This is a genomic window from Brucella sp. GW823-FHT04E01, assembly GCF_058796175.1.
This window is the reverse complement of sequence record NZ_JBXAIK010000005.1, coordinates 14218-32459: the sequence shown is the minus strand read 5'-3', so window position 1 is coordinate 32459 and position 18242 is coordinate 14218. Positions and strand designations below refer to the sequence as shown.

The window sequence follows — 18242 nt, the reverse complement described above, 5'->3', positions numbered from 1 at the left end:
ATTCAGAGCAAGCCGCCGTGGTTCAGGCTCAGGTCTGACCATGGCGGCTTTTTTTGTGGCTGTTGAGGAGCTACCGCCTGATCAGGCGTCGAACTGTTCGGTCGGGATGACGAGCGAATAAACGGCCCCGGTTCCGTCGATACGATAATCGGCGTGACCATTGACGGAGGCGGGGACGATGCGTTGCAGCACCGCGCTGCCGAAGCGCGGATCGTGCTCGAAAACCTCGGGCATCGCCGGATTGGTTTCTTCCCAGCGGAATTCCAGCCTGTCATCGCCGCTGGCGACATGGATGACCTTCGCCGAAATCTTTACCCGGCCATAAGGGATCGAAAGACCGCCGAAGGAGGTCGCATTGACCACCAGCTCATGCAGCGCAAGGCCGACATGCAGTGCGGCACCGGGGAAAAGATAGGGATTGTCGCCATCGATGCTCAGGCGTTCGTCGCTGACGTCGATATATTTTTCGACCTGTGAATGCACGAGATCGCGAAACAGTGCGCCGCGCCAGTTCGAATCGGTCACCAGATCCTGTGAATAGGATAGGGACTGGATGCGTCCGCGGAACTTCAACAGAAAGTCGTCGATGGAATCGGTGAAGCGTGCCGTCTGGCTGGCAATGCTTTGCACGATGGCCAGAAGGTTCTTGGAGCGATGACTGACTTCACGCAAGAGGGTTTTCAGCACCTGCTCGCGTCGCTTCAGTTCGCTGATTTCAATAGCCGTGGTGACAAGGCCCAGTATATTGCCGTTATCGTCACGATCGCAGTCGATGTGAAATTCGATCCAGCGCAGCTTGTCGCCATCATTGATGGCGATCTCCACATTCTGCGCTTCGCCGGTATCCAGCGCCGCGCGCTTCGCGCCGTCGAGTTTGTGCAAGGTGACGGAGAAAATGAAATCGCAGTCACTTCCACCGATTTTCCACTTTTCCTGCCAGTAGAGCGGAATGTTCTCCCCCCAGGAATAGATCAGATCGGGTGTCTGGTAGAGAACGCAGACATTGCTGTTGCGCACGGCCCTCAGCAAGGCTCGCAGCCGGGCTGCGTCAGGTTCCGTTTCTTGCAGGGTAACTTTTGCGCCAGCGGTCATGTCTGCCCCGATTATCCCGCAACCGAATTCAGAGCATTTCCAGCAAAAGTGCGAAGCGGTTTTGCGTAGGAGAATGCGACGAAACAAATATTTGGGTCGCGCATTGGCAAAGCGGCAAAAGCTCCGGAAAAGTTATGCGGAAATTTGCGTGCCATGGCATCCATTTCATCGACTGGTCGGCGGGTCTCGATCGAGTGATCGTCTTGTGATCCTTGAACTGGCCCGAATTCTGGAACCGATAAACCGCCGCATGACGTGATGCGGCGGCGAATTTCATTAAGAAGCAATATAGGCTGGTGAGTCAGAAGGTCAAAAACAGCCTTTGATTTTATATCTGTTACGCCTTGCGGATCGCCGAAGCGATGAGCGAAATAACGAGCAGAGCAAGGAACACGAAGAACAGAATCTGCGCTATACCGGCTGACGCACCAGCGATGCCGCCGAAACCGAGCGCACCTGCTACGAGTGCCACCACAAGAAATACGAGCGCATAATAAAGCATGTCCGGTCTCCTTTTTATTGTGTGAAGGAGAAACGACATCCAGGCCAGGTTGGTTCCGTGCTTCCGGGGAAATTAAGGCGCTCACAACTCTAAATACTCATGTCAGGACCTAAGGCGGTGTGATTTGGCGGTGTATTGAAGCGCCAACATTAAACTCCCGAAAGCTGTCGCTTTTCGGGAGTTTATGACCTTTGGATTTAAGCTGCGACCTGCGAGGCTTCTTCGAAGAAGAGTGCCTGGCTGATCAGCGCCTTCACCATATCCGGATTGAACGGCTTGGTGACGAGGAAGGTCGGTTCCGGGCGCTCGCCCGTCAGCAGACGTTCCGGGAAAGCGGTGATGAAAATGACCGGGATCGTGTCGTTCTGCAGGATTTCATTCACTGCATCGATGCCCGAGCTTCCATCGGCCAGCTGGATATCAGCCAGAACCATACGCGGCTTTTCCTGTTTGTAGAGCGCCAGGGCCTCATCCTTGGTGCGCGCAATGCCGACGACTTCATGGCCGAGACTTTCTACCATCTGCTCGATATCCATCGCGATCAGCGGTTCGTCCTCGATAATCATGATGCGCGTTGCCACCTGACGCGAAATCTCGGTCGATGCAGCCGAGAGAACACGGCTCAGTTCAACATCGTCCAGTTCGAGAATTTCGGCGGCTTCCTTGTCGGAAAAACCTTCCACCGCCACAAGCAGGAATGCCTGTCGCGGAAGGGGCGCGATATGCGAAAGATTTCTTGCAGCCTGCTGTTCCCATGCAAATTCCGATGCTGGTTCCGGTACGCGAACCGAGGCCGTCTTATAAAGATCGCAGAAAAGGCGATAGAGGCCGATCCGGTCGGACGAGGCGTCCGGAAAAATGCTCACATCGGCAATCAGGGCTTCAAGGGCAGCCGCAACATAAGCGTCGCCGGAAGCCTGGGAGCCGGTAAGAGCACGAGAAAAACGACGGAGATAGGGAAGATGCGGCGCGATACGCGTCGATAACGTCATGGTATTGGAACTCCTCAACTGCCGCTTTCGTTCATTGAATGCACATTGGCGGACACGGTTCTAGAACCCTCCCGCCCATGCTTTGAGCGCAGCATTATGGTACTCTAAACGGGGCGTTTTGAAAAAAGTTCCGAGATTGGGAGATATATTAGGGAACTTTTTGGTAAGCCGCGCATTTCCCGGACAAGCAGGGGCTTAGATTAATAGGGTAGGGCATTTAGCCCGGAACGATCAAGATATGGCAGAAAAAGAGAACCTTCACATGAACGGAGCCGGGGTCAGGTCGTCTCGTCGCGTTCAGAAGGATATACTAGGACCAAATTGTGAAGTCGGATTGAAACTAAAGGCACTGTACACCTCGATACAGGATGAGACGATCCCGGATCGCTTCCTCGATCTTCTCCAAAAACTCGATCAGGCTGAACAGGAGAGTATGCGTGAACACAGCACCCGGTCCGTCGGTTGAGAGTAATGCACAGTTCAAGCGAGAGCTTCTGTCATCGCTGCCGAGCCTGCGCGCCTTTGCGGTGTCGCTGATTGGACAGCACGACAAGGCGGATGATCTCGTACAAGATACGATCATGAAAGCATGGGCCAAGCAGGAGTCCTTTGAAATGGGGACCAATATGAAGGCTTGGCTTTTCACCATCCTGCGCAATGAATTCTACACGCAGATGCGCAAGCGTGGCCGCGAAGTGCAGGACACGGATGGCGTGTTCAGCGAACAGCTCGCCGTGCATCCTTCGCAATATGGCACGCTTGATCTGCAGGATTTCCGCGCAGCATTAGAGCAATTGCCCGACGATCAGCGCGAAGCGATCATTCTGATCGGCGCTTCGGGCTTTGCCTATGAGGAAGCTGCGGAAATCTGCGGCTGTGCTGTCGGCACGATCAAGAGCCGTGTCAGCCGTGCTCGCACGCGCTTGCAGGAAATCCTCAAGATCGAAGGCGAAGGCGACTACGGTCCGGATGCCGATTCATCGCGGGCGACCTTGAGAAGCTTTGCATAACACTTGATCAATTGCCCCTCTTTCCCATGAAAGGGGGGCTTATCACGCTAAAACCTCAAACCTTCGCCTGTTTTCGCCCACAACGATTGCTTTTTATCCTGCCACTTGTAGGTTAGCAGCTGCTGATATTTCCTGTCGGCAAAGTGATCGTTTGTTTGTGGGTTGCGTTCTTGCCATCAGCCTTGTTGCAAAAACTGCTTCAATCGTCATCGAAGCCGGTTGCGGTTATCGTTTCGCTCGGCCTTGTGCTGCTGTCGGCCATCATGACGTTGTTTCTGTCGTCCGGGGTCAATCATCAGGTCGTCGATATTTCCCGCAATTATGCCTTGCGCCAGCAGGTCGACAAGGTTGCGCGCCTTGCCAGCAATATCGAGATGAGCCGTCGCGGCTATCTTCTGACGCTGGATGAGACTTATCTTGATCTGTATCGCAACACGATTCTGAGCGTCGACAAGACGCTTGCCGACCTCGAAGCCCTGACAGACCAGAGCCCGCTGCAGGATGCGCGGGTTCAGCAGATCCGCGCGCTGGTCGAACGCGAACAGGAAGATGTGCGCGAGACGGTCAATCTTGCCCAGTCGGGTGATGTGGCGGCGGCGGTTGAAAAAGTGCGCGGCGATGAGGGCAAGGTGCTGATGGATCAGCTTGCCAATACAGTCACGCAATTCATCGATGCGGAAGAACAACAGCTTCTTGAACGCAACAAGCGGATCAACCGCATGCGCTACTGGATGACGGCGACGTCTATCGTGGCGCTGGCTTCCGCTGCCATGCTGGCGCTTCTGCTGTTCAGCCGGGTTCAGCGTTATGCGCGGTCGATGTTCGAGGGGCAAACGGCGCTGCGTTCGGAAAAGCAATTGCTGGAACAGCGTGTGCAGGAACGGACCGCCGAGCTTGAGCACGAGCGCCGCATCGCCGAGCGGGAGCGCCAGCGGGTCGAGCTTCTGCTGCAGGACACCAATCATCGCATCGGCAATTCATTGGCCACCGTTTCATCCCTGCTTGGCCTTCAGATGCGGCAGACGCGCAGCGAGGATGCTCGCGCGGCTCTCGCCGCCGCTCGCGATCGCGTCCAGACGGTATCGACAGCGCACCGGCGCTTGCGTCTCGGCGAGGATATGGAATCGGCCCGCGTCGACGATTTTCTCGGAACCGTCATCAACGATATCCGAACCGCTATCGGTCAGGATCGCAAGATCGAATTTTCGACCGATTTCGCGCCGCTTGATCTGAAGGCGCGCGATGTGACGACAATTGGCATCATTCTGGGCGAGCTTGTCACCAACGCGATCAAGCATGCTTTCAAGGGACGTCCGGAAGGGCATATCCGGATCAGCCTGAAGCCGGGTGAAGATGCTATCCCGGTGCTGGTCGTGGAAGATGACGGTGTGGGCTTCGACAAGGACCAGCAGAAATCCGGCGAGAAGAACGGTCTCGGTACGCTGGTGATCGAACAGCTTTGTATGCAGTTCGGCGAAAAGCCCGTCTACTGCAAGACCGATGATGGTGTCGGAACCAGAGTGATTGTCCGCTTGTCGTCGCTAGTGGATTGAATTTGACGTTTGATACCCGTCCGATACGAATCTCGTTTCAAACGTCAAATTCGAAAAATCCACCAGAATCATAAGATTACTAGTGGTCTTTTTGATTCCGACATTTGCTCAGCGCTCATATCCGAGGAATTCAAATGTCGGAATCAGACCACTAGCCGAAGAAGGCGAAATGCCGGTTGGCAAATAAAGCTGGCGGTGAAGGGGAAAACAAAACGCCGGCTTGAAAGCCGGCGTGTTTGCGTTTGCGTGAAGCTATCAGCTCTGCGGCGGGCGCTTTTTCTTGTCAGAAAGCAGCGAGACCAGAGCAATGCCTGCAAGCGGCAGGGCGGCGGCGAGTATGGGCCGTTTGAGGATGGCAGGCACGGTCGCGATTGCTGCCGCTGCTACCATCGCTGATTTGTCCGCCTCCATTTTCTGCTTGCGCTTTTTGGCCTCGGACGCAGCCTGAATTTTCAGGACTGCGAGAATGAGAAGCGCCGCGATCAGCGACAATGCAGCCAGAATGAGAGCCGCCAGCGGCCCGCCATAGTTCTGCGCCAGTGCCAGAAAGGCGGCGACGCAGAAAAAGGTGATCGCGATGATTGCGAAGACGGCGATGGCCGCACCGAAAATCGCTGCACGTTTCGTTTGACCCGCGACGAATTTCAGTTCTTCGCCTGCCATCGCAGACAATAGGGGCATGAGAGCTTTCAGCATGATCCGCCTCAGCGGCGCGAGAGCAGGGCCAGCAAATAGCCGACGCCGAGTGCAGTGGCGAGTGCGGCAATCGGGCGTTCGCGCACCGTTGCCGTCAGCTGGGCTTCAACATCCTGCGCCTTGTTGCGCAAATCGTCGATGGCGTCCTCGCCCTGAATATAAGCGCTCTTGTAGGTTTCCTTCGCGCTGCGTTTTGCGTCGCGGACGGTCTGCGAACCGAGATTGGCAAGTGTTGCCGCAATGGCAGCGATATCTTCCTTCAGCTGCTCGACCTGGGCCTGCAGGTCTTCCGTGCTGGCATCGGTCAGCGCTTCCTCGATCTTTTCTTCGATCTTGCTCGTTTTCGCAGATGCACGCGCCATATCAGCTCTCCTGTTCAGTCTCTGGTTATCGTTTGGATAACGTGCGGCTGGCTTAATGGTTGCATGCCAAGCCATCAGCGGCAACAAGACCGGCCGGTTGTTGCAAGTCATGGTAAATGGCGGGGTAAATGGCGGGAAAGTGCGGAAGCACTACAGATAATGCCTCCGCAAATATCGTGAAGCCTTACTCCGCTTCGCCATGAAGGATCGTGCCTTCCGGGTCCTTCTTGTAGGCTTCGTCCGAATAGGCGGACTGTGCCTGCAGCTGTTCCTTGGTGAACTGCGTGAAGACGTTCAGCTTGTCGTCCTTGCCGGTCGCAACGTCGAGATTGGCGATGGAAACGGCCACCGGCTTGGAATTGATGCCAAGGAAACCGCCCACGTCGACAACGAATGCCTCTGTCTGCCCGTCGGCGGTCATCAGGACATCGCCGACCGTTCCGATCTTCGTTTCATCCGCACCGAAAACCGTGGCTCCGATGAGCTTGTCCGCACTTAGTCCCTCGGAGGGAACCGGCTTCATGCCATCAGGCATGATCCTGTCCGCCTTCTGCGTGGTAATGGTCTTTTCGGCGGCTGGCGGTTCGGCGCGCGGTACGCCATCTGCTTCGAAAGCTGCGCTGCGGTCGAATGCCGGTGCCTTTTCGAGCTGCTCCTTGGTGGCATCCACGATCAGCCAGCGCTTGCCGTCTTCGCGAACCACCCATGACACGTGATCGAAGCCGATTGCGACGTTCTTCTCCCCGACACCGAGAAAGCCGCCGACCCCGATCACCACCGCTTGCGGACTGCCATCGGCACCGAGGATCATGTCATTGACCGTCCCGATATTCGCGGCATCGTTGGATGGGCCGTTATAAACCGCCTGTCCGATGAAGCCCGACACCAGAAGCTGGCCGGGGGATGCCACGAAATATCCGTTCTCGCTGGCAATCGGCTTTTCCTGTTTCTCGTCGGAGAAGATCGGTGAACCACCCTGCGCGAAGGCGGGCAAGGCAATCAGCGCGGCAAGAGCCGTCGAGGCGAGAAGTCTTTTCATGGAAACTCCTGTCGGTAATTAAGGCAAACCGAAGGCGAGAGGCAATCTCACCGTCTACAGGAGAAAAAACGAGGGGAAACGGTTTCCGTTCCGCTCAAAATCTGTGTTATTCAAACGTCAAAATTGTGAAACCCGCGTCTTTTCAGTGGCAAAAATGGGGCAAACAACGCTTTTGAGTTGAAAATTTCTGGCTCAAGCAAGCATCAGGCCAGCATCAGGTAAGCAGCACCGGCCAGCATGATAAAGGCCAGTCCCACATGTGATGGCTTCAGCGAACGCTGTTGTACCGGCAGCGGATCATCATTTCCTGCCATGGCAGTACGGGCCGCATGTTCAAGTGTCTGGATATCCTTGAGCATCATAGGCATGTCCTCCGGATTCCGGCTTGGCCGGAATTGCATTTCCTCCCGAGCACCGGGAATTTGTTCTTAAATCCAATCCTCAAGCGCTGCGGTTAACCATATCAGGTCTGATTTGGCACGAATGTGCAACTGGCAAAAAGCCGAGAGACGAAAAATGTTCGCTAATCCTTGGATTGCAAGACGAAAATGCCCTTAAATTGAAAACATGACTTGCGCCATCATGTTATTGGGAGTTAAGAAGAGGCCCAACAAGCGGCGCGACGGCCTGCATGAGGGTTTAGTCATGTGCTCGCGGATTTGAACAATCAAAAGGCGATCAAAATGACTGGTTTCTGGCGAAAAGGCTTCATGGCTGCGGCGATGGGCATCGGCTTGCTGGGTGCGGCTTCTGCATTGGCCCAGGACGTAACCCCATCGACGAATGCCCCGGCCGCCCCCGCCGCAGAGGCGCCTTCCAGTTCTGCACCAGCCAATACAGCGCCTGTCGCTGCTCCGGCGCCTGCGAACGAACCGGGAGCGTCTGCCCCGGCCGCAACCACACCGGCTACGGCACCTTCGCCTGAATTGATCCAGTCCCAGACAGCTGCGCCTGCTGCTGCACCTGTCGAAAGCGAGAACGGTTTGATCCTCCCGCACGATCTTTCGCCATGGGGCATGTTCATGGCTGCCGACTGGGTCGTGAAGGCCGTGATGATTGGTCTCGCGATCGCTTCGCTTGCCACATGGACGGTCTGGGTCGCCAAGACGCTTGAACTGGCCGGTGCGCGCCGCCGTGCTACCAAGGCATTGAAAGTTATCGGTCATTCGGCAACGCTTGCCGAAGCAGTCCATGCGTTGGACGGTGCAAAGGGACCGGGTGCAGTTTTGGTCCGTGCTGCAGAAGATGAGGTGCGCTTGTCGGGTCCTGCGCTGGCGCGCGCCGGTGGCGAAGGCCTCAAGGAGCGTGTTTCCTCGCGCCTGTCGCGTATCGAGGCCAAGGCCGGACGCCGTCTTTCCAAGGGTACTGGCATTCTTGCGACCATCGGTTCGGTTGCGCCGTTTGTCGGTCTGTTCGGCACGGTCTGGGGCATCATGAATTCGTTCATCAATATCAGCCAGGCGCAGACGACGAACCTCGCCGTCGTGGCGCCGGGTATTGCCGAAGCCTTGCTTGCAACCGCCATCGGTCTCGTCGCAGCTATCCCTGCTGTGGTTATCTACAATGTGTTCGCCCGTTCCATCACCGGCTACCGGTCGCTGCTGGCCGATGCTTCGGCAGGGGTCGAGCGCCTTGTCAGCCGCGATCTCGATTTCAGAACGGCCGGTGTGCGTGAAGGCACGCTGCACGCAGCGGAGTAGGCACCATGGCTGGTAAAGTTCGCGAAGGCGGCGGTGACGATCTCGAGCTGAACCACGAGATCAATGTGACGCCATTCATCGACGTCATGTTGGTTCTGCTCATCATTTTCATGGTGGCAGCGCCTCTGGCGACTGTGGATGTGAAGGTGGATCTGCCTGCCTCGACGGCAGCGCCTGCACCCCGTCCCGACAAGCCGCTTTATGTGACCCTGAAGGACGATCTCAGCATCAGTGTCGGCAATGACACCGTTGCCCGCGAGCGCCTTGGTGTGGCGCTGGACGGTCTGTCCGAAAAAAACAAGGAAGCGCGTATCTTCCTGCGCGCCGACAAGAATGTCGGCTATGGCGAATTGATGCGTGTGATGAATCTTCTGCGGGAAGCCGGTTATCTGAAGATTGCACTGGTCGGTCTTGAAACCGTCGGTGCGGATCAGAGCGGAGCCGCACCTGCCAGTGTGCCTGCGCAACCGGCCCCCACCTCGCAAACTCCCGCAGCGCAGGGAGCAGCGCAATGAACGCACTTCCGCCCGACCATCCTCCTGTAAAGGTGGCTTCGGCTGACACTCATCATCATTCCTTTTGGCATGATGCGGGGCGCTGGCTCGGTGCGGGTATTCTCGTTCTGACCGTTCATGCTGCCGGTGCCTATGCCATCCATATGGCGCAGGAGCAGGATCAGCCTGACGGTTCGCAGGTTGCCGCCATGGTGGTGGAACTTGCGCCGGAGCCGGAAGCGCCGATGGAAGAACAGGTTGCGGAAGAAGCCCAGCCGGAAACGGCTGAAGCACCGCAGGAACAGGCAGAGCCGGAACCGGCCCCGCAGCCAGAACCGGTGCAGGAAGAACCGACACCACCTGAACCGGAAGAGGTGAAACCGCCCGAGCCTGAGCCGGAACCACAGGCCGTTCAGGAACCGGAAGAAGTCATTCCGGATGTGGTCGAGGCAGAAAAGCCCGAAGTGGCTGTTCCGTTGCCGGTCGAAAAGCCGGAAGTGAAACCGGAACCCAAGCCGGAGCCGAAGCCAGAACCGAAAAAGGTTGAGAAGCCGAAACCGGAAAAGCCGAAGCAACCCAAGGTCGAGAAGCCCAAGCCCAAGAAGGCCGAGAAGGCGCCAGAAACCCGTCAGGCTGCTGCGCCGCGCATGGATGCAGATGCGGGCGAGAAGGCTGCTGCGAATCGTCGTGGCGAGAATTCTGCGTCGGCGGGCGTCGCCTCCAACAAATGGCAGGCAAAGATGAATGCGCATATGGCGCGTAACACGCGTTTCATGCAGCGCAAGGCACGCAACGCCAAAGGACGCGTGGTCATCAACTTTGTGATTGATCCGTCTGGCAACGTGCTTTCGGTCAAGCTGGCCGGTTCGTCCGGTAATTCGGAGGTTGATCAGCTTGCACTTGAAGCAGCGCGTCGAGCTTCGCCTGTGCCTGCCCCGCCGGCAGCCATTGCCAAGGCGCGTATGCCAATCACCTTGCCGCTGCTGTTCAAGTAAGCAATGCAGAATGTGTTATCTGAAAGGCCGGTCTGAAAATCAGATCGGCCTTTGTTTTGTCCATGGCAAACTATGGATCGCATTGCCTTTGCCGCCCCACGGTCCTATCGATGGGACATGATGCATCCAGACCAACTTCATATTGATGCCGACCTCGTGCGTGTGCTGATCGCCGACCAGTTCCCACAATATGGTCGCGAGAAGGTGGAGAAGCTGGAGACGACGGGTACGGTCAACGCAATTTTCCGCGTCGGATCGAATATCGCTGCAAGATTTCCCCTACAGGCAACGAACCCGGCTGAATATGCAAAGATATTGCGGAACGAAGCTGCTGCCATGGCGGAATTTGCACAACATTCGCCCGTACCGGCGCCTCAGCCAATGGGCATCGGCCACCCCGCTCGCAACTATCCCATGCCCTGGATGATGCAGAGCTGGATTGAAGGGGATGTTGCCACGCCTGATGGGCTTTCCACTTCCAACAATTTTGCGCTGGATACTGCAAATCTCATTGCTTCACTTCGTCTGACTGATACCAAAGGCCGTTCTTTTTCAGGAACTGGCAGAGGCGGCTATCTGACGGATCATGATGAGTGGATCGAGACCTGTTTCAGGAACAGCGAAGACCTGCTGGATGTAGCGCGCCTTCGCTGGAAATGGGAGCAACTGCGCGCATTGCCATCCAGTGGTGCTGACGTAATGAGCCATTGCGATCTCATTCCGGGAAACCTCCTTGCGCGCGACGGACATTTGGTCGGTGTGCTCGATAACGGTGGCTTCGGACCCGCCGATCCGGCGCTGGACCTTGTCGCAGCCTGGCATCTTTTCGATAGGGAGCGACGCAATATTCTGCGCAGGCATCTTCAATCTGGTGATTTCGAATGGAAACGCGGCGCGGCCTGGGCGTTTCAACAGGCGATGGGGCTGGTCTGGTATTATCGTGTCAGCAATCCGGCCATGAGCATGCTCGGACGAAGCACGCTCTCCCGCATTCTTGATGATTCGGAAATTTGACCGCCCTCATTGAATCAACCCGAAGATCGGGCCGTAACCGCCGTGCCACGAGACATCATTCCGTCCCAGCGCTGGAACGTAGATGCCTGCACCGCCGCCGCCATCCAGAAACAGGGCATTGGGGCATTGGAGATGGTCTCGAAACAATTTTGCGAAATCGTGGAAATTGACCGCGTCTTCGCTGACCGCGAATCGGATCGCGCCGCCACTGCAAATGCCGACACCGCTGCGCCGGGTCTTGTCGGTTGAGCCGACGATGAAAATCGGATTGATCCGGTTGCGGATAACCAGCATCGGCCCGGACTGGGTGGCCAGTTGCGGCTTGATCTTTTGTTTCAGAAAACGGCCTGTCGGCAGGATTTCGGCACCCTTGTCGCCGAGGTAGAAGATGCCGTTCGGCTTCTTGTAAAAGTTCGGTACGGGCCCGGACCCACGAACAGGTGTCGTCTTGCTTGCCGGGCGAAGCTCACGGCCATTTTCGACGTAGAGACCCATCGGCGAAAAATCAGGCTGATACATTCCGGCATTGAGCGCGAAAACCAGTGTCTCACCGCGGCTTGCGGCAGCGTCGGCTATTTTCGAAAAATTGCGATAGGGCTCATCGTCGGAATTTTTCCAGAACAGATGCAAGCCTGTGCCGTCCGCCTTTGCATCGCAGATGATGTAGTTTGTACTTTCAAAGGTTTGGCGGTTGCAGGTCTCCGTGCGGCTGGGCTGCGTCAGTGCAGCTATAGCAGCAAGCGCTATGGCTGCGACGGAGAGGCCTCGCTTCAGGAGAATCATCGCTGCACTGCCTCCCAATCAGTGTTTTTCTATTCAGAAGACAGTGCCACAGCCGGGAGCAGGCGGGAAGCCTTGCGCGCAGGCAGGAAACCGAAGATCAGGCCAGTGGCGAAAGCACAGGCGAAGGCCAGCAGGACGGGTCCCAAGCTGTAGCCGACTGAGAGCCCGGCCCAGCCTGCGACGGCAGCAGCGCCCAGTCCGATCACGACGCCAAATGCACCGCCAATTGCCGAGACGGTCAGCGCTTCGGTAATGAACTGCAGCAGAATATCGCGCCGTCTTGCGCCGGTCGCCATCCGCACGCCGATCTCGCGGGTGCGCTCCGTCACGCTTACCAGCATGATGTTCATGACGCCGATGCCGCCGACCAGAAGCGAGATTGCTGCGACCGATCCCAGAAACAGCGTCATCGTATTGCCCATCGCCGTCGCATCCTCGCGGATGGAGGACATGTTGGTTATCATCGTGTCCTGCTTCTTGTGGCGCTGGTCGAGCAGGTCCTGAATCTGTTCCTGCGTCGTGTTGATGAGGTCGGAATCCTTCACCTGCACTGTGATGGTGCGCACGTATTTCTGGCCGAACAGCCGCAGATTGCCGGTGGAAAGCGGCGCGATCACCACGTCGTCCTGATCCGAGCCGCCAAAGCCTGCACCCTTTGGCTCCAGGGTTCCGATCACCTGAAATGGAATTTTCTGGATCAGGATATACTGCCCGATGGGATTACTGCCGTCGGGGAACAGGGTGTTGACGACCGTTTTACCCAGCACTGCGACCGGCGCATAGTTGTCCAGATCGCTCTGGCTGATGAAGTCGCCGGTGGCAACCTTCCACGATTTGGCTTCGGAAAAGGCAGGGACAGTGCCGTTTGCCTGTGACTGATAGTCGACATTGCCACGCCGCAGCGTCACGGTGCCGGTGACTTCGGGGACCGCGGTTCTGATGTTCGGCAGTTCCAGAATGGCAGTGGCATCTTCGGGAACCAGTGTCGCTATCGAGCCTGTTCCCCGGAAGCCCGCCATGGACGGACGTACCAGAATGAGATCGGTGCCCATCGCATTGATGCGGTCGAGAATCGAGTTTTGCGCACCGGTGCCGATGGCGAGCATCGTCACCACGGAACTGACGCCGATGATAATGCCGAGGAGGGTAAGGATCGTCCGGAAGATGTTGGCCCGCAAGGCGCGCATCGCCATCTTCACCGCTTCCGAAATATCGGCGATGCGGGCGGAACTGCCTTCAAGGCTCTCCCGCAACCGGAACGGCGCCTGCGTATCGGGAATAGCTCGTTTTACCGTATCCGAAAGGATCTGGCCGTCGCGGATTTCGATCAGCCGGTCGGCGCGTTCGGCCACTTCGCGGGCATGTGTGATGACGATGACGGTATGACCCTGCGCGTGCATGGAGCGCAGCAGTTCCATCACATCTTCGCCGCTCTGGCTGTCGAGTGCGCCTGTCGGCTCGTCGGCAAGAATGATGCGCCCGCCATTCATGAGTGCACGGGCGATGGAAACGCGCTGCTGCTGGCCGCCGGAAAGCTGGTTCGGGCGATGATCGAGGCGGTCACCGAGTTTCAGCGAGTTGAGCAGTTCGGCGGCACGCGCATGGCGCTCCGATGCGGGCAGGCCTGCATAGATCGCGGGCACTTCGACGTTTTCCTGCGCGGTCGAGGTCGAGATGAGGTTGTAGCTCTGGAAGACGAAGCCAAAGGTTCGGCGACGCAATGCTGCCAGCGCATCGGCATCCAGTGTCGAGACGTCTTCGCCGTCGAGCAGATATTGTCCGCCGCTCGGGCTGTCGAGACAGCCCAGAATGTTCATCAGCGTCGATTTACCGGAGCCCGACGCGCCCATGATCGCGACGAACTCTCCAGCCTGAATATCGAGCGTGATGCCGTGCAACACCTCAACAGCAAGGTCGCCATTGTGATAGGTCTTGCGGATATCATCCAGTCTGATGAGGGGCGTGTCAGTTACGGGATTTTCGTTCATGAGACGGCTCATCAGAACAGGCGCATGCCGGGCCTGCGACCACGCTGTCCTGCGGCGGCTTCAGCTCCGCTGGACGCGCTGGTGACGACGACCTTGTCACCTTCCTCGAGGCCGCTCTTGATCTCGGTCTGCACGCGATTGCGTACGCCGATCTGAACCTGACGTTCGGTGATCGAGCCGTTGTCGCTCACGACCTTGACCGAAATCTGCGGCTTGCCTCTCTGGTTCTGGGGGCCTTCGCGCTTGTAGTTCAGCGCCGACGAGGGGACGATCAACACGTCCTTCGCCTCATCGAGAATGAAATAGACCTGTGTGCTCATGTTGATCATCAGCTCGCCGGTCGGGTTCGGAACGTCGAACAGTGCATAATAGAGCACGACATTGTTCTCGGTCGCAGGCGTCGGCTTGATCTGGCGCAGCGTGCCGGTAAAGCGCTTCTCCGGCTGGCCAAGCAGGGTGAAATAGACCGGCATTCCGGGTTTCAGCCTGCCGATATCGGCTTCCGAAACCTGCGCTTCCACCGTCATGACCTTGAGATCGGCCACGGTAACAATGGTCGGCGCGCTCTGCACGGCATTCAGCGTTTCGCCTTCCTTGGCGGCCTGATCGACGACCGTGCCTTCCATGGGGCTGTAAATCTTGGTGTAGCCGAGATCGACCTTGTCGCTGGCAAGTTGGGCTTCCTGCTGGCGGATTTGCGCGCCGAGCGCCTTCACATCCGCATCGGCCATGGCGAGGTCGGCATCAGCCTGATCGACGGTGGATTGCGATACGCCGCGTGTGGCCAGAAGCGAGCGCTGGCGTGCCGCATTGGCCTTTTTCAGGGTAAGCTGAGCTTGCTTGCTGAGAAGCTGTGCCTTGAGATTGTCGAGCTGGGCGCTTGATATCTCCACCTTCTTCTCAAAGGGCGATGGATCGATTTCGGCGATAAGCTCGCCCTGCTTGACCTGATCGCCGACTTCGACTTTCACGCTTTTGAGCTGGCCCGAAACCTGCGCACCGACATTGATGCTGCGCAGCGCGCTGAGTGTGCCGACAGCGGTAATCGCGTTTTCGATATCGCCGCGCGTGACCGTTTCGGCGAGATAGCTCGTTTTCTGGCCTCCAGCTTCACCAGAGCCGTAAAAATACCAGCCCGCGCCGGCCACGATTGCCGCGACGGGAAGCCAGAGCCACCAGCGGCGCGCCTTGCTGCGCGCGCGCTTCTGCGAAGGTGCTGTTCGCTGCCCGGTTTTGGAAGAATCGGAAGATGTAAGCACCGTCAAACCCTCTAACTTTCAGAACCTCCGATCTCCGGAGATTTATCAATATGTCCCGCCAATTCTCTGTCGCATACAACCAAAGCGAGACAATACTTGCCCACTATGGATTGCTAACGGGATATCTATGCTTCTCCGCTCAGGATTTCATCTTAATTATTTGTCATGCAATAATTGTTGGTGACACAAAGGGATGGATGCCTCTGGTTCCTTCCGGTCATGGTGCGAAAGCAAGCGATGAAGAGAACCAAGTTGGCACCAATATACAACTTGCAGTTATTCTTTTGGAAGTCGCAAAATAAAACAGGATTCTTAAAGTAATTAAGTGTTCTTAAATTATCTCCTGATTAAATAAGATCGGGAAATCACATCTGAAAGTAGATGGAAGAATTTAAAACGTGACCTGTCCGCAAAGGCGGATGGTCGGCGCATGCATGATGCATGTTGCTTCGAATTGACATGGGAATAAGGTTTCAATGCTCTTTGACGGGAGGGCAAATGGCTTACCTTATTATGGGGCGAAAAAGGTTTTTATTCATATCGGACAGGTTTTCAAACCTGCATCGAAGAATACCTTCATTGTTATTTTTCAAGCGAAATAAAAGCGGCACGGCAGCGGTCGAATTCGCAATATTGGCGCCGGTTTTTCTTCTGATCCTGATGGGTATGATCGCCTTCGGCCTTTATCTGGGCGTGGCGAATGCCGTCCAGCAGCTTGCGGCAGATGCCACGCGGACGGCGCTGGCGGGTATCGATCCCCCGGAGCGGTTGACGCTGGCGACAACCTACATCCAGAAAAACGCGGCAAAATATTCACTGATCGATCCAGCCAAGATGCAGGTGAGTGTCGACAATGCCCAGTCCGATCCGAACCAGTTCACGGTGACGATCCGCTACAATGCGCAAAACCTGCCGATCTGGAACCTGATGACGGGGCTGCCGCTTCCAGACACGACCATTACAAGGGCATCGACGATAAGGCTTGGCGGAATCTGACACAGGGTGGGGGTATTCGATATGCGGGGTCTGGTATCGCGTTTCCTGCGTGCGCGGGGCGGCAATCTGGCGACAATGGCGGCGCTGGTATCCCCCATATTTCTGGCGGTGGCGGCTTTCAGCGTGGACACAAGTTCGCTGTTTCTGGAGCGGCGCCAGCTGCAGAGCATGGCGGATTTTGCCGCCGTTGCCGGTGCGGCTTCCCTTTCGCAAGCTAATGATGCGGTACTGCGGCAATTACGGGCGAACGGTCTTGATCCGGTGCTGATGACCGGCGCTTACGATCCGTCCGTCGTCAACGGAAAGACCGACAACAAGACGCGTGTCTGGGTGGAGAAGGGCAATTATTTCCCCGATAAAAGTCGTGCGGTTGAGAAGCGTTTTGTCGCCGGCGGCACCAGTCCCGATGCGGTTCGCGTCCGGCTGGCGCGTCCGGGCAATCTCTATTTCGGACAGGCATTCATCAATCGGCCCGCACTTGGCGCGACCGGCATGGCGGCGACAAAGGCGGAGGCGGCATTTTCGATCGGTTCGCGACTGTTGAGCCTGAATACCGATCAGAGTGTGTTGAACGGACTTCTCGGTGGCTTGTTGGGGACCACCCTCAATCTGAAGCTTGTTGATTACAATGCACTCGCGGCAACCGATATCAATCTGCTCGGCTTTCTGGACAAGCTGGCTCCAAAGGTGGGATTGACGGCCGGGACCTATAACCAGCTGCTAAACACGGATGTTTCAGTCGGGATGCTGGCAAGCGTTATGGCGGAGGTCACAACGAGTAATCCAGCAGCAAAGGCTGCTCTGACCCTTCTCGGGAAGAACGCCGGTGCGCTTAACACGAAGCTACCGGTTGGAAAATTGCTAGGCCTTGGATCAATAGCCGACGCATCGCTCGGATCATCTAATAACTACAATATCACCGCTAACGTGCTGCAGATGATAACCGCAGCGGCAATGTTGGGGGGAAACAATCAAATCAAGCTTGGTCCTGGGCTAAGCTTGCCTGGTGTGCTTACGCTTAAACTGGACATTGCCGTTGGAGAGCCAGCACAAAAGACCCCGTTCTTCACTGTTGGAGGGGTAGGTGCTTTGGTCCGCACTGCACAGATACGCCTGCTTCTGGAACTTGAGGTCGGCAATAACGGTATTGTTTCCTATCTGGCCAATGTTCACGTGCCGATCTTTATTGACGTGGCGAGCGGTGAAGCCGAACTCAAAAGTATAAGCTGCCCGCAGGGACCCGGAAGTGCCACGGTAAAACTTGGTGTTAAACCGGGCGTGGCCGGTGTCTATCTTGGCGATACCGATATCGATTTGATGAAGAATTTCAGCAAAACGCCGACCGTCAAGAAGACGGCGATCGCCGTAGTGAAATTGGGACCTCTGGACATAGCCGAGCTTCGCGGACGTGTTGAATTGCCGCTTGGCAATCCTAAGCAGGAAATTGTGACCTTTACTCCTGCCGATATTGCCGCCAAACGGATCAAAACCGTGGGGACCAACCAGCTCGTGGGGTCGCTTTTTGTCGGGCTGGTAAAGGGGCTTGATCTCGAGGTCGTTTTGATAGGATTGCTGCCTTTGCCTCTGCCCTTGAGTGGGCTTACCCAGCTCCTAGGCACCTTGCTAACGCCTTTGGGCCCGGTGGTGGATGGCCTGCTTTTCGGGGTGCTGGATATGCTCGGGGTCAAGATTGGACAAGCCGACGTTCAGGTTACTGGCGTACTTTGCCAGCGCGCGGCTCTGACGCAATAAGAAATCGGCAATAAA

20 protein-coding genes are annotated in these 18242 nt (G+C 56.7%); 10 read left to right on the top strand and 10 right to left on the bottom strand.

The window, feature by feature from the left end; translation table 11 throughout:
* Positions 1 to 81: 81 nt before the first annotated feature.
* The 3 genes from AC1RHM_RS19920 to AC1RHM_RS19910 all read right to left on the bottom strand — a co-directional run bounded on the left by AC1RHM_RS19920 (position 82) and on the right by AC1RHM_RS19910 (position 2586).
* Complete coding sequence (locus AC1RHM_RS19920) at positions 82 to 1092, bottom strand: sensor histidine kinase (RefSeq protein ID WP_012091357.1); 1011 nt, start codon at positions 1090 to 1092, stop codon at positions 82 to 84.
* 337 nt (positions 1093 to 1429) lie between these two features.
* On the bottom strand, positions 1430 to 1594 hold the full coding sequence (locus AC1RHM_RS19915) for a DUF1328 domain-containing protein (RefSeq protein ID WP_006473348.1): 165 nt from the start codon (positions 1592 to 1594) through the stop codon (positions 1430 to 1432).
* Positions 1595 to 1791: 197 nt separating this feature from the next.
* Entirely contained in the window at positions 1792 to 2586 is a 795-nt protein-coding gene (locus tag AC1RHM_RS19910) for a response regulator (protein ID WP_010661347.1), read from the bottom strand.
* A gap of 238 nt (positions 2587 to 2824) precedes the next feature.
* Here AC1RHM_RS19910 and AC1RHM_RS19905 point away from each other — a divergent pair, with 238 nt between their 5' ends.
* The 3 genes from AC1RHM_RS19905 (at position 2825) to AC1RHM_RS19895 (ending at position 5149) form a co-directional block, all read left to right on the top strand.
* The gene (locus tag AC1RHM_RS19905) at positions 2825 to 3052 is read left to right on the top strand and encodes a NepR family anti-sigma factor (RefSeq protein WP_012091358.1); all 228 of its coding nucleotides are present in this window, start codon (positions 2825 to 2827) and stop codon (positions 3050 to 3052) included.
* Entirely contained in the window at positions 3024 to 3596 is a 573-nt protein-coding gene (locus AC1RHM_RS19900) for an RNA polymerase sigma factor (protein WP_010661345.1), read from the top strand. The genes AC1RHM_RS19905 and AC1RHM_RS19900 overlap by 29 nt, the downstream gene beginning before the upstream one ends.
* Before the next feature lie 170 nt (positions 3597 to 3766).
* On the top strand, positions 3767 to 5149 hold the full coding sequence (locus AC1RHM_RS19895) for a sensor histidine kinase (RefSeq protein ID WP_029376267.1): 1383 nt from the start codon (positions 3767 to 3769) through the stop codon (positions 5147 to 5149).
* Positions 5150 to 5404: 255 nt separating this feature from the next.
* On the opposite strand, the gene AC1RHM_RS19890 is transcribed toward AC1RHM_RS19895, so the two are convergent.
* From AC1RHM_RS19890 to AC1RHM_RS19875, 4 genes are all read right to left on the bottom strand, one after another.
* Positions 5405 to 5845 (bottom strand): hypothetical protein, encoded by a 441-nt coding sequence (locus AC1RHM_RS19890; RefSeq protein ID WP_010661343.1) that lies wholly within the window; start codon positions 5843 to 5845, stop codon positions 5405 to 5407.
* Positions 5846 to 5853: 8 nt separating this feature from the next.
* Positions 5854 to 6207, bottom strand: a complete 354-nt coding sequence (locus AC1RHM_RS19885; RefSeq protein WP_010661342.1) for an ElaB/YgaM/YqjD family protein — start codon at positions 6205 to 6207, stop codon at positions 5854 to 5856.
* A gap of 184 nt (positions 6208 to 6391) precedes the next feature.
* Positions 6392 to 7246, bottom strand: coding sequence for a PRC-barrel domain-containing protein (locus AC1RHM_RS19880; protein ID WP_010661341.1), 855 nt, complete (start codon positions 7244 to 7246; stop codon positions 6392 to 6394).
* Between the two features lie 203 nt (positions 7247 to 7449).
* Entirely contained in the window at positions 7450 to 7608 is a 159-nt protein-coding gene (locus AC1RHM_RS19875; protein WP_010661340.1) for a hypothetical protein, read from the bottom strand.
* 321 nt (positions 7609 to 7929) lie between these two features.
* Between AC1RHM_RS19875 and exbB the strand changes: the two genes are divergently transcribed.
* From exbB to AC1RHM_RS19855, 4 genes are all read left to right on the top strand, one after another.
* Positions 7930 to 8946, top strand: a complete 1017-nt coding sequence (exbB, locus tag AC1RHM_RS19870; protein WP_012091362.1) for a tonB-system energizer ExbB — start codon at positions 7930 to 7932, stop codon at positions 8944 to 8946.
* A 5-nt stretch (positions 8947 to 8951) separates the two neighbouring features.
* Positions 8952 to 9461: a TonB system transport protein ExbD gene (gene exbD, locus AC1RHM_RS19865; protein ID WP_010661338.1), complete on the top strand. Its 510-nt coding sequence runs from the start codon at positions 8952 to 8954 to the stop codon at positions 9459 to 9461.
* Complete coding sequence (locus AC1RHM_RS19860) at positions 9458 to 10435, top strand: energy transducer TonB family protein (protein ID WP_010661337.1); 978 nt, start codon at positions 9458 to 9460, stop codon at positions 10433 to 10435. The genes exbD and AC1RHM_RS19860 overlap by 4 nt, the downstream gene beginning before the upstream one ends.
* A gap of 117 nt (positions 10436 to 10552) precedes the next feature.
* The gene (locus AC1RHM_RS19855; protein WP_182506001.1) at positions 10553 to 11449 is read left to right on the top strand and encodes an aminoglycoside phosphotransferase family protein; all 897 of its coding nucleotides are present in this window, start codon (positions 10553 to 10555) and stop codon (positions 11447 to 11449) included.
* 6 nt (positions 11450 to 11455) lie between these two features.
* On the opposite strand, the gene AC1RHM_RS19850 is transcribed toward AC1RHM_RS19855, so the two are convergent.
* From AC1RHM_RS19850 to AC1RHM_RS19840, 3 genes are read right to left on the bottom strand one after another with little or no spacing between them, the layout of a single operon-like run.
* Positions 11456 to 12232, bottom strand: coding sequence for a phosphodiester glycosidase family protein (locus AC1RHM_RS19850; RefSeq protein ID WP_010661335.1), 777 nt, complete (start codon positions 12230 to 12232; stop codon positions 11456 to 11458).
* 29 nt (positions 12233 to 12261) lie between these two features.
* On the bottom strand, positions 12262 to 14232 hold the full coding sequence (locus AC1RHM_RS19845) for a MacB family efflux pump subunit (RefSeq protein WP_010661334.1): 1971 nt from the start codon (positions 14230 to 14232) through the stop codon (positions 12262 to 12264).
* Entirely contained in the window at positions 14232 to 15479 is a 1248-nt protein-coding gene (locus AC1RHM_RS19840; RefSeq protein ID WP_010661333.1) for an efflux RND transporter periplasmic adaptor subunit, read from the bottom strand. Before AC1RHM_RS19840 ends, AC1RHM_RS19845 begins: the two co-directional genes overlap by 1 nt.
* A 50-nt stretch (positions 15480 to 15529) precedes the next feature.
* Between AC1RHM_RS19840 and AC1RHM_RS19835 the strand changes: the two genes are divergently transcribed.
* The 3 genes from AC1RHM_RS19835 (at position 15530) to AC1RHM_RS19825 (ending at position 18227) form a co-directional block, all read left to right on the top strand.
* On the top strand, positions 15530 to 15781 hold the full coding sequence (locus AC1RHM_RS19835; protein ID WP_010661332.1) for a hypothetical protein: 252 nt from the start codon (positions 15530 to 15532) through the stop codon (positions 15779 to 15781).
* Positions 15782 to 16058: 277 nt separating this feature from the next.
* Complete coding sequence (locus AC1RHM_RS19830; RefSeq protein ID WP_010661331.1) at positions 16059 to 16475, top strand: TadE/TadG family type IV pilus assembly protein; 417 nt, start codon at positions 16059 to 16061, stop codon at positions 16473 to 16475.
* A 21-nt stretch (positions 16476 to 16496) separates the two neighbouring features.
* Positions 16497 to 18227: a TadG family pilus assembly protein gene (locus AC1RHM_RS19825; RefSeq protein WP_010661330.1), complete on the top strand. Its 1731-nt coding sequence runs from the start codon at positions 16497 to 16499 to the stop codon at positions 18225 to 18227.
* Positions 18228 to 18242 lie beyond the last annotated feature (15 nt).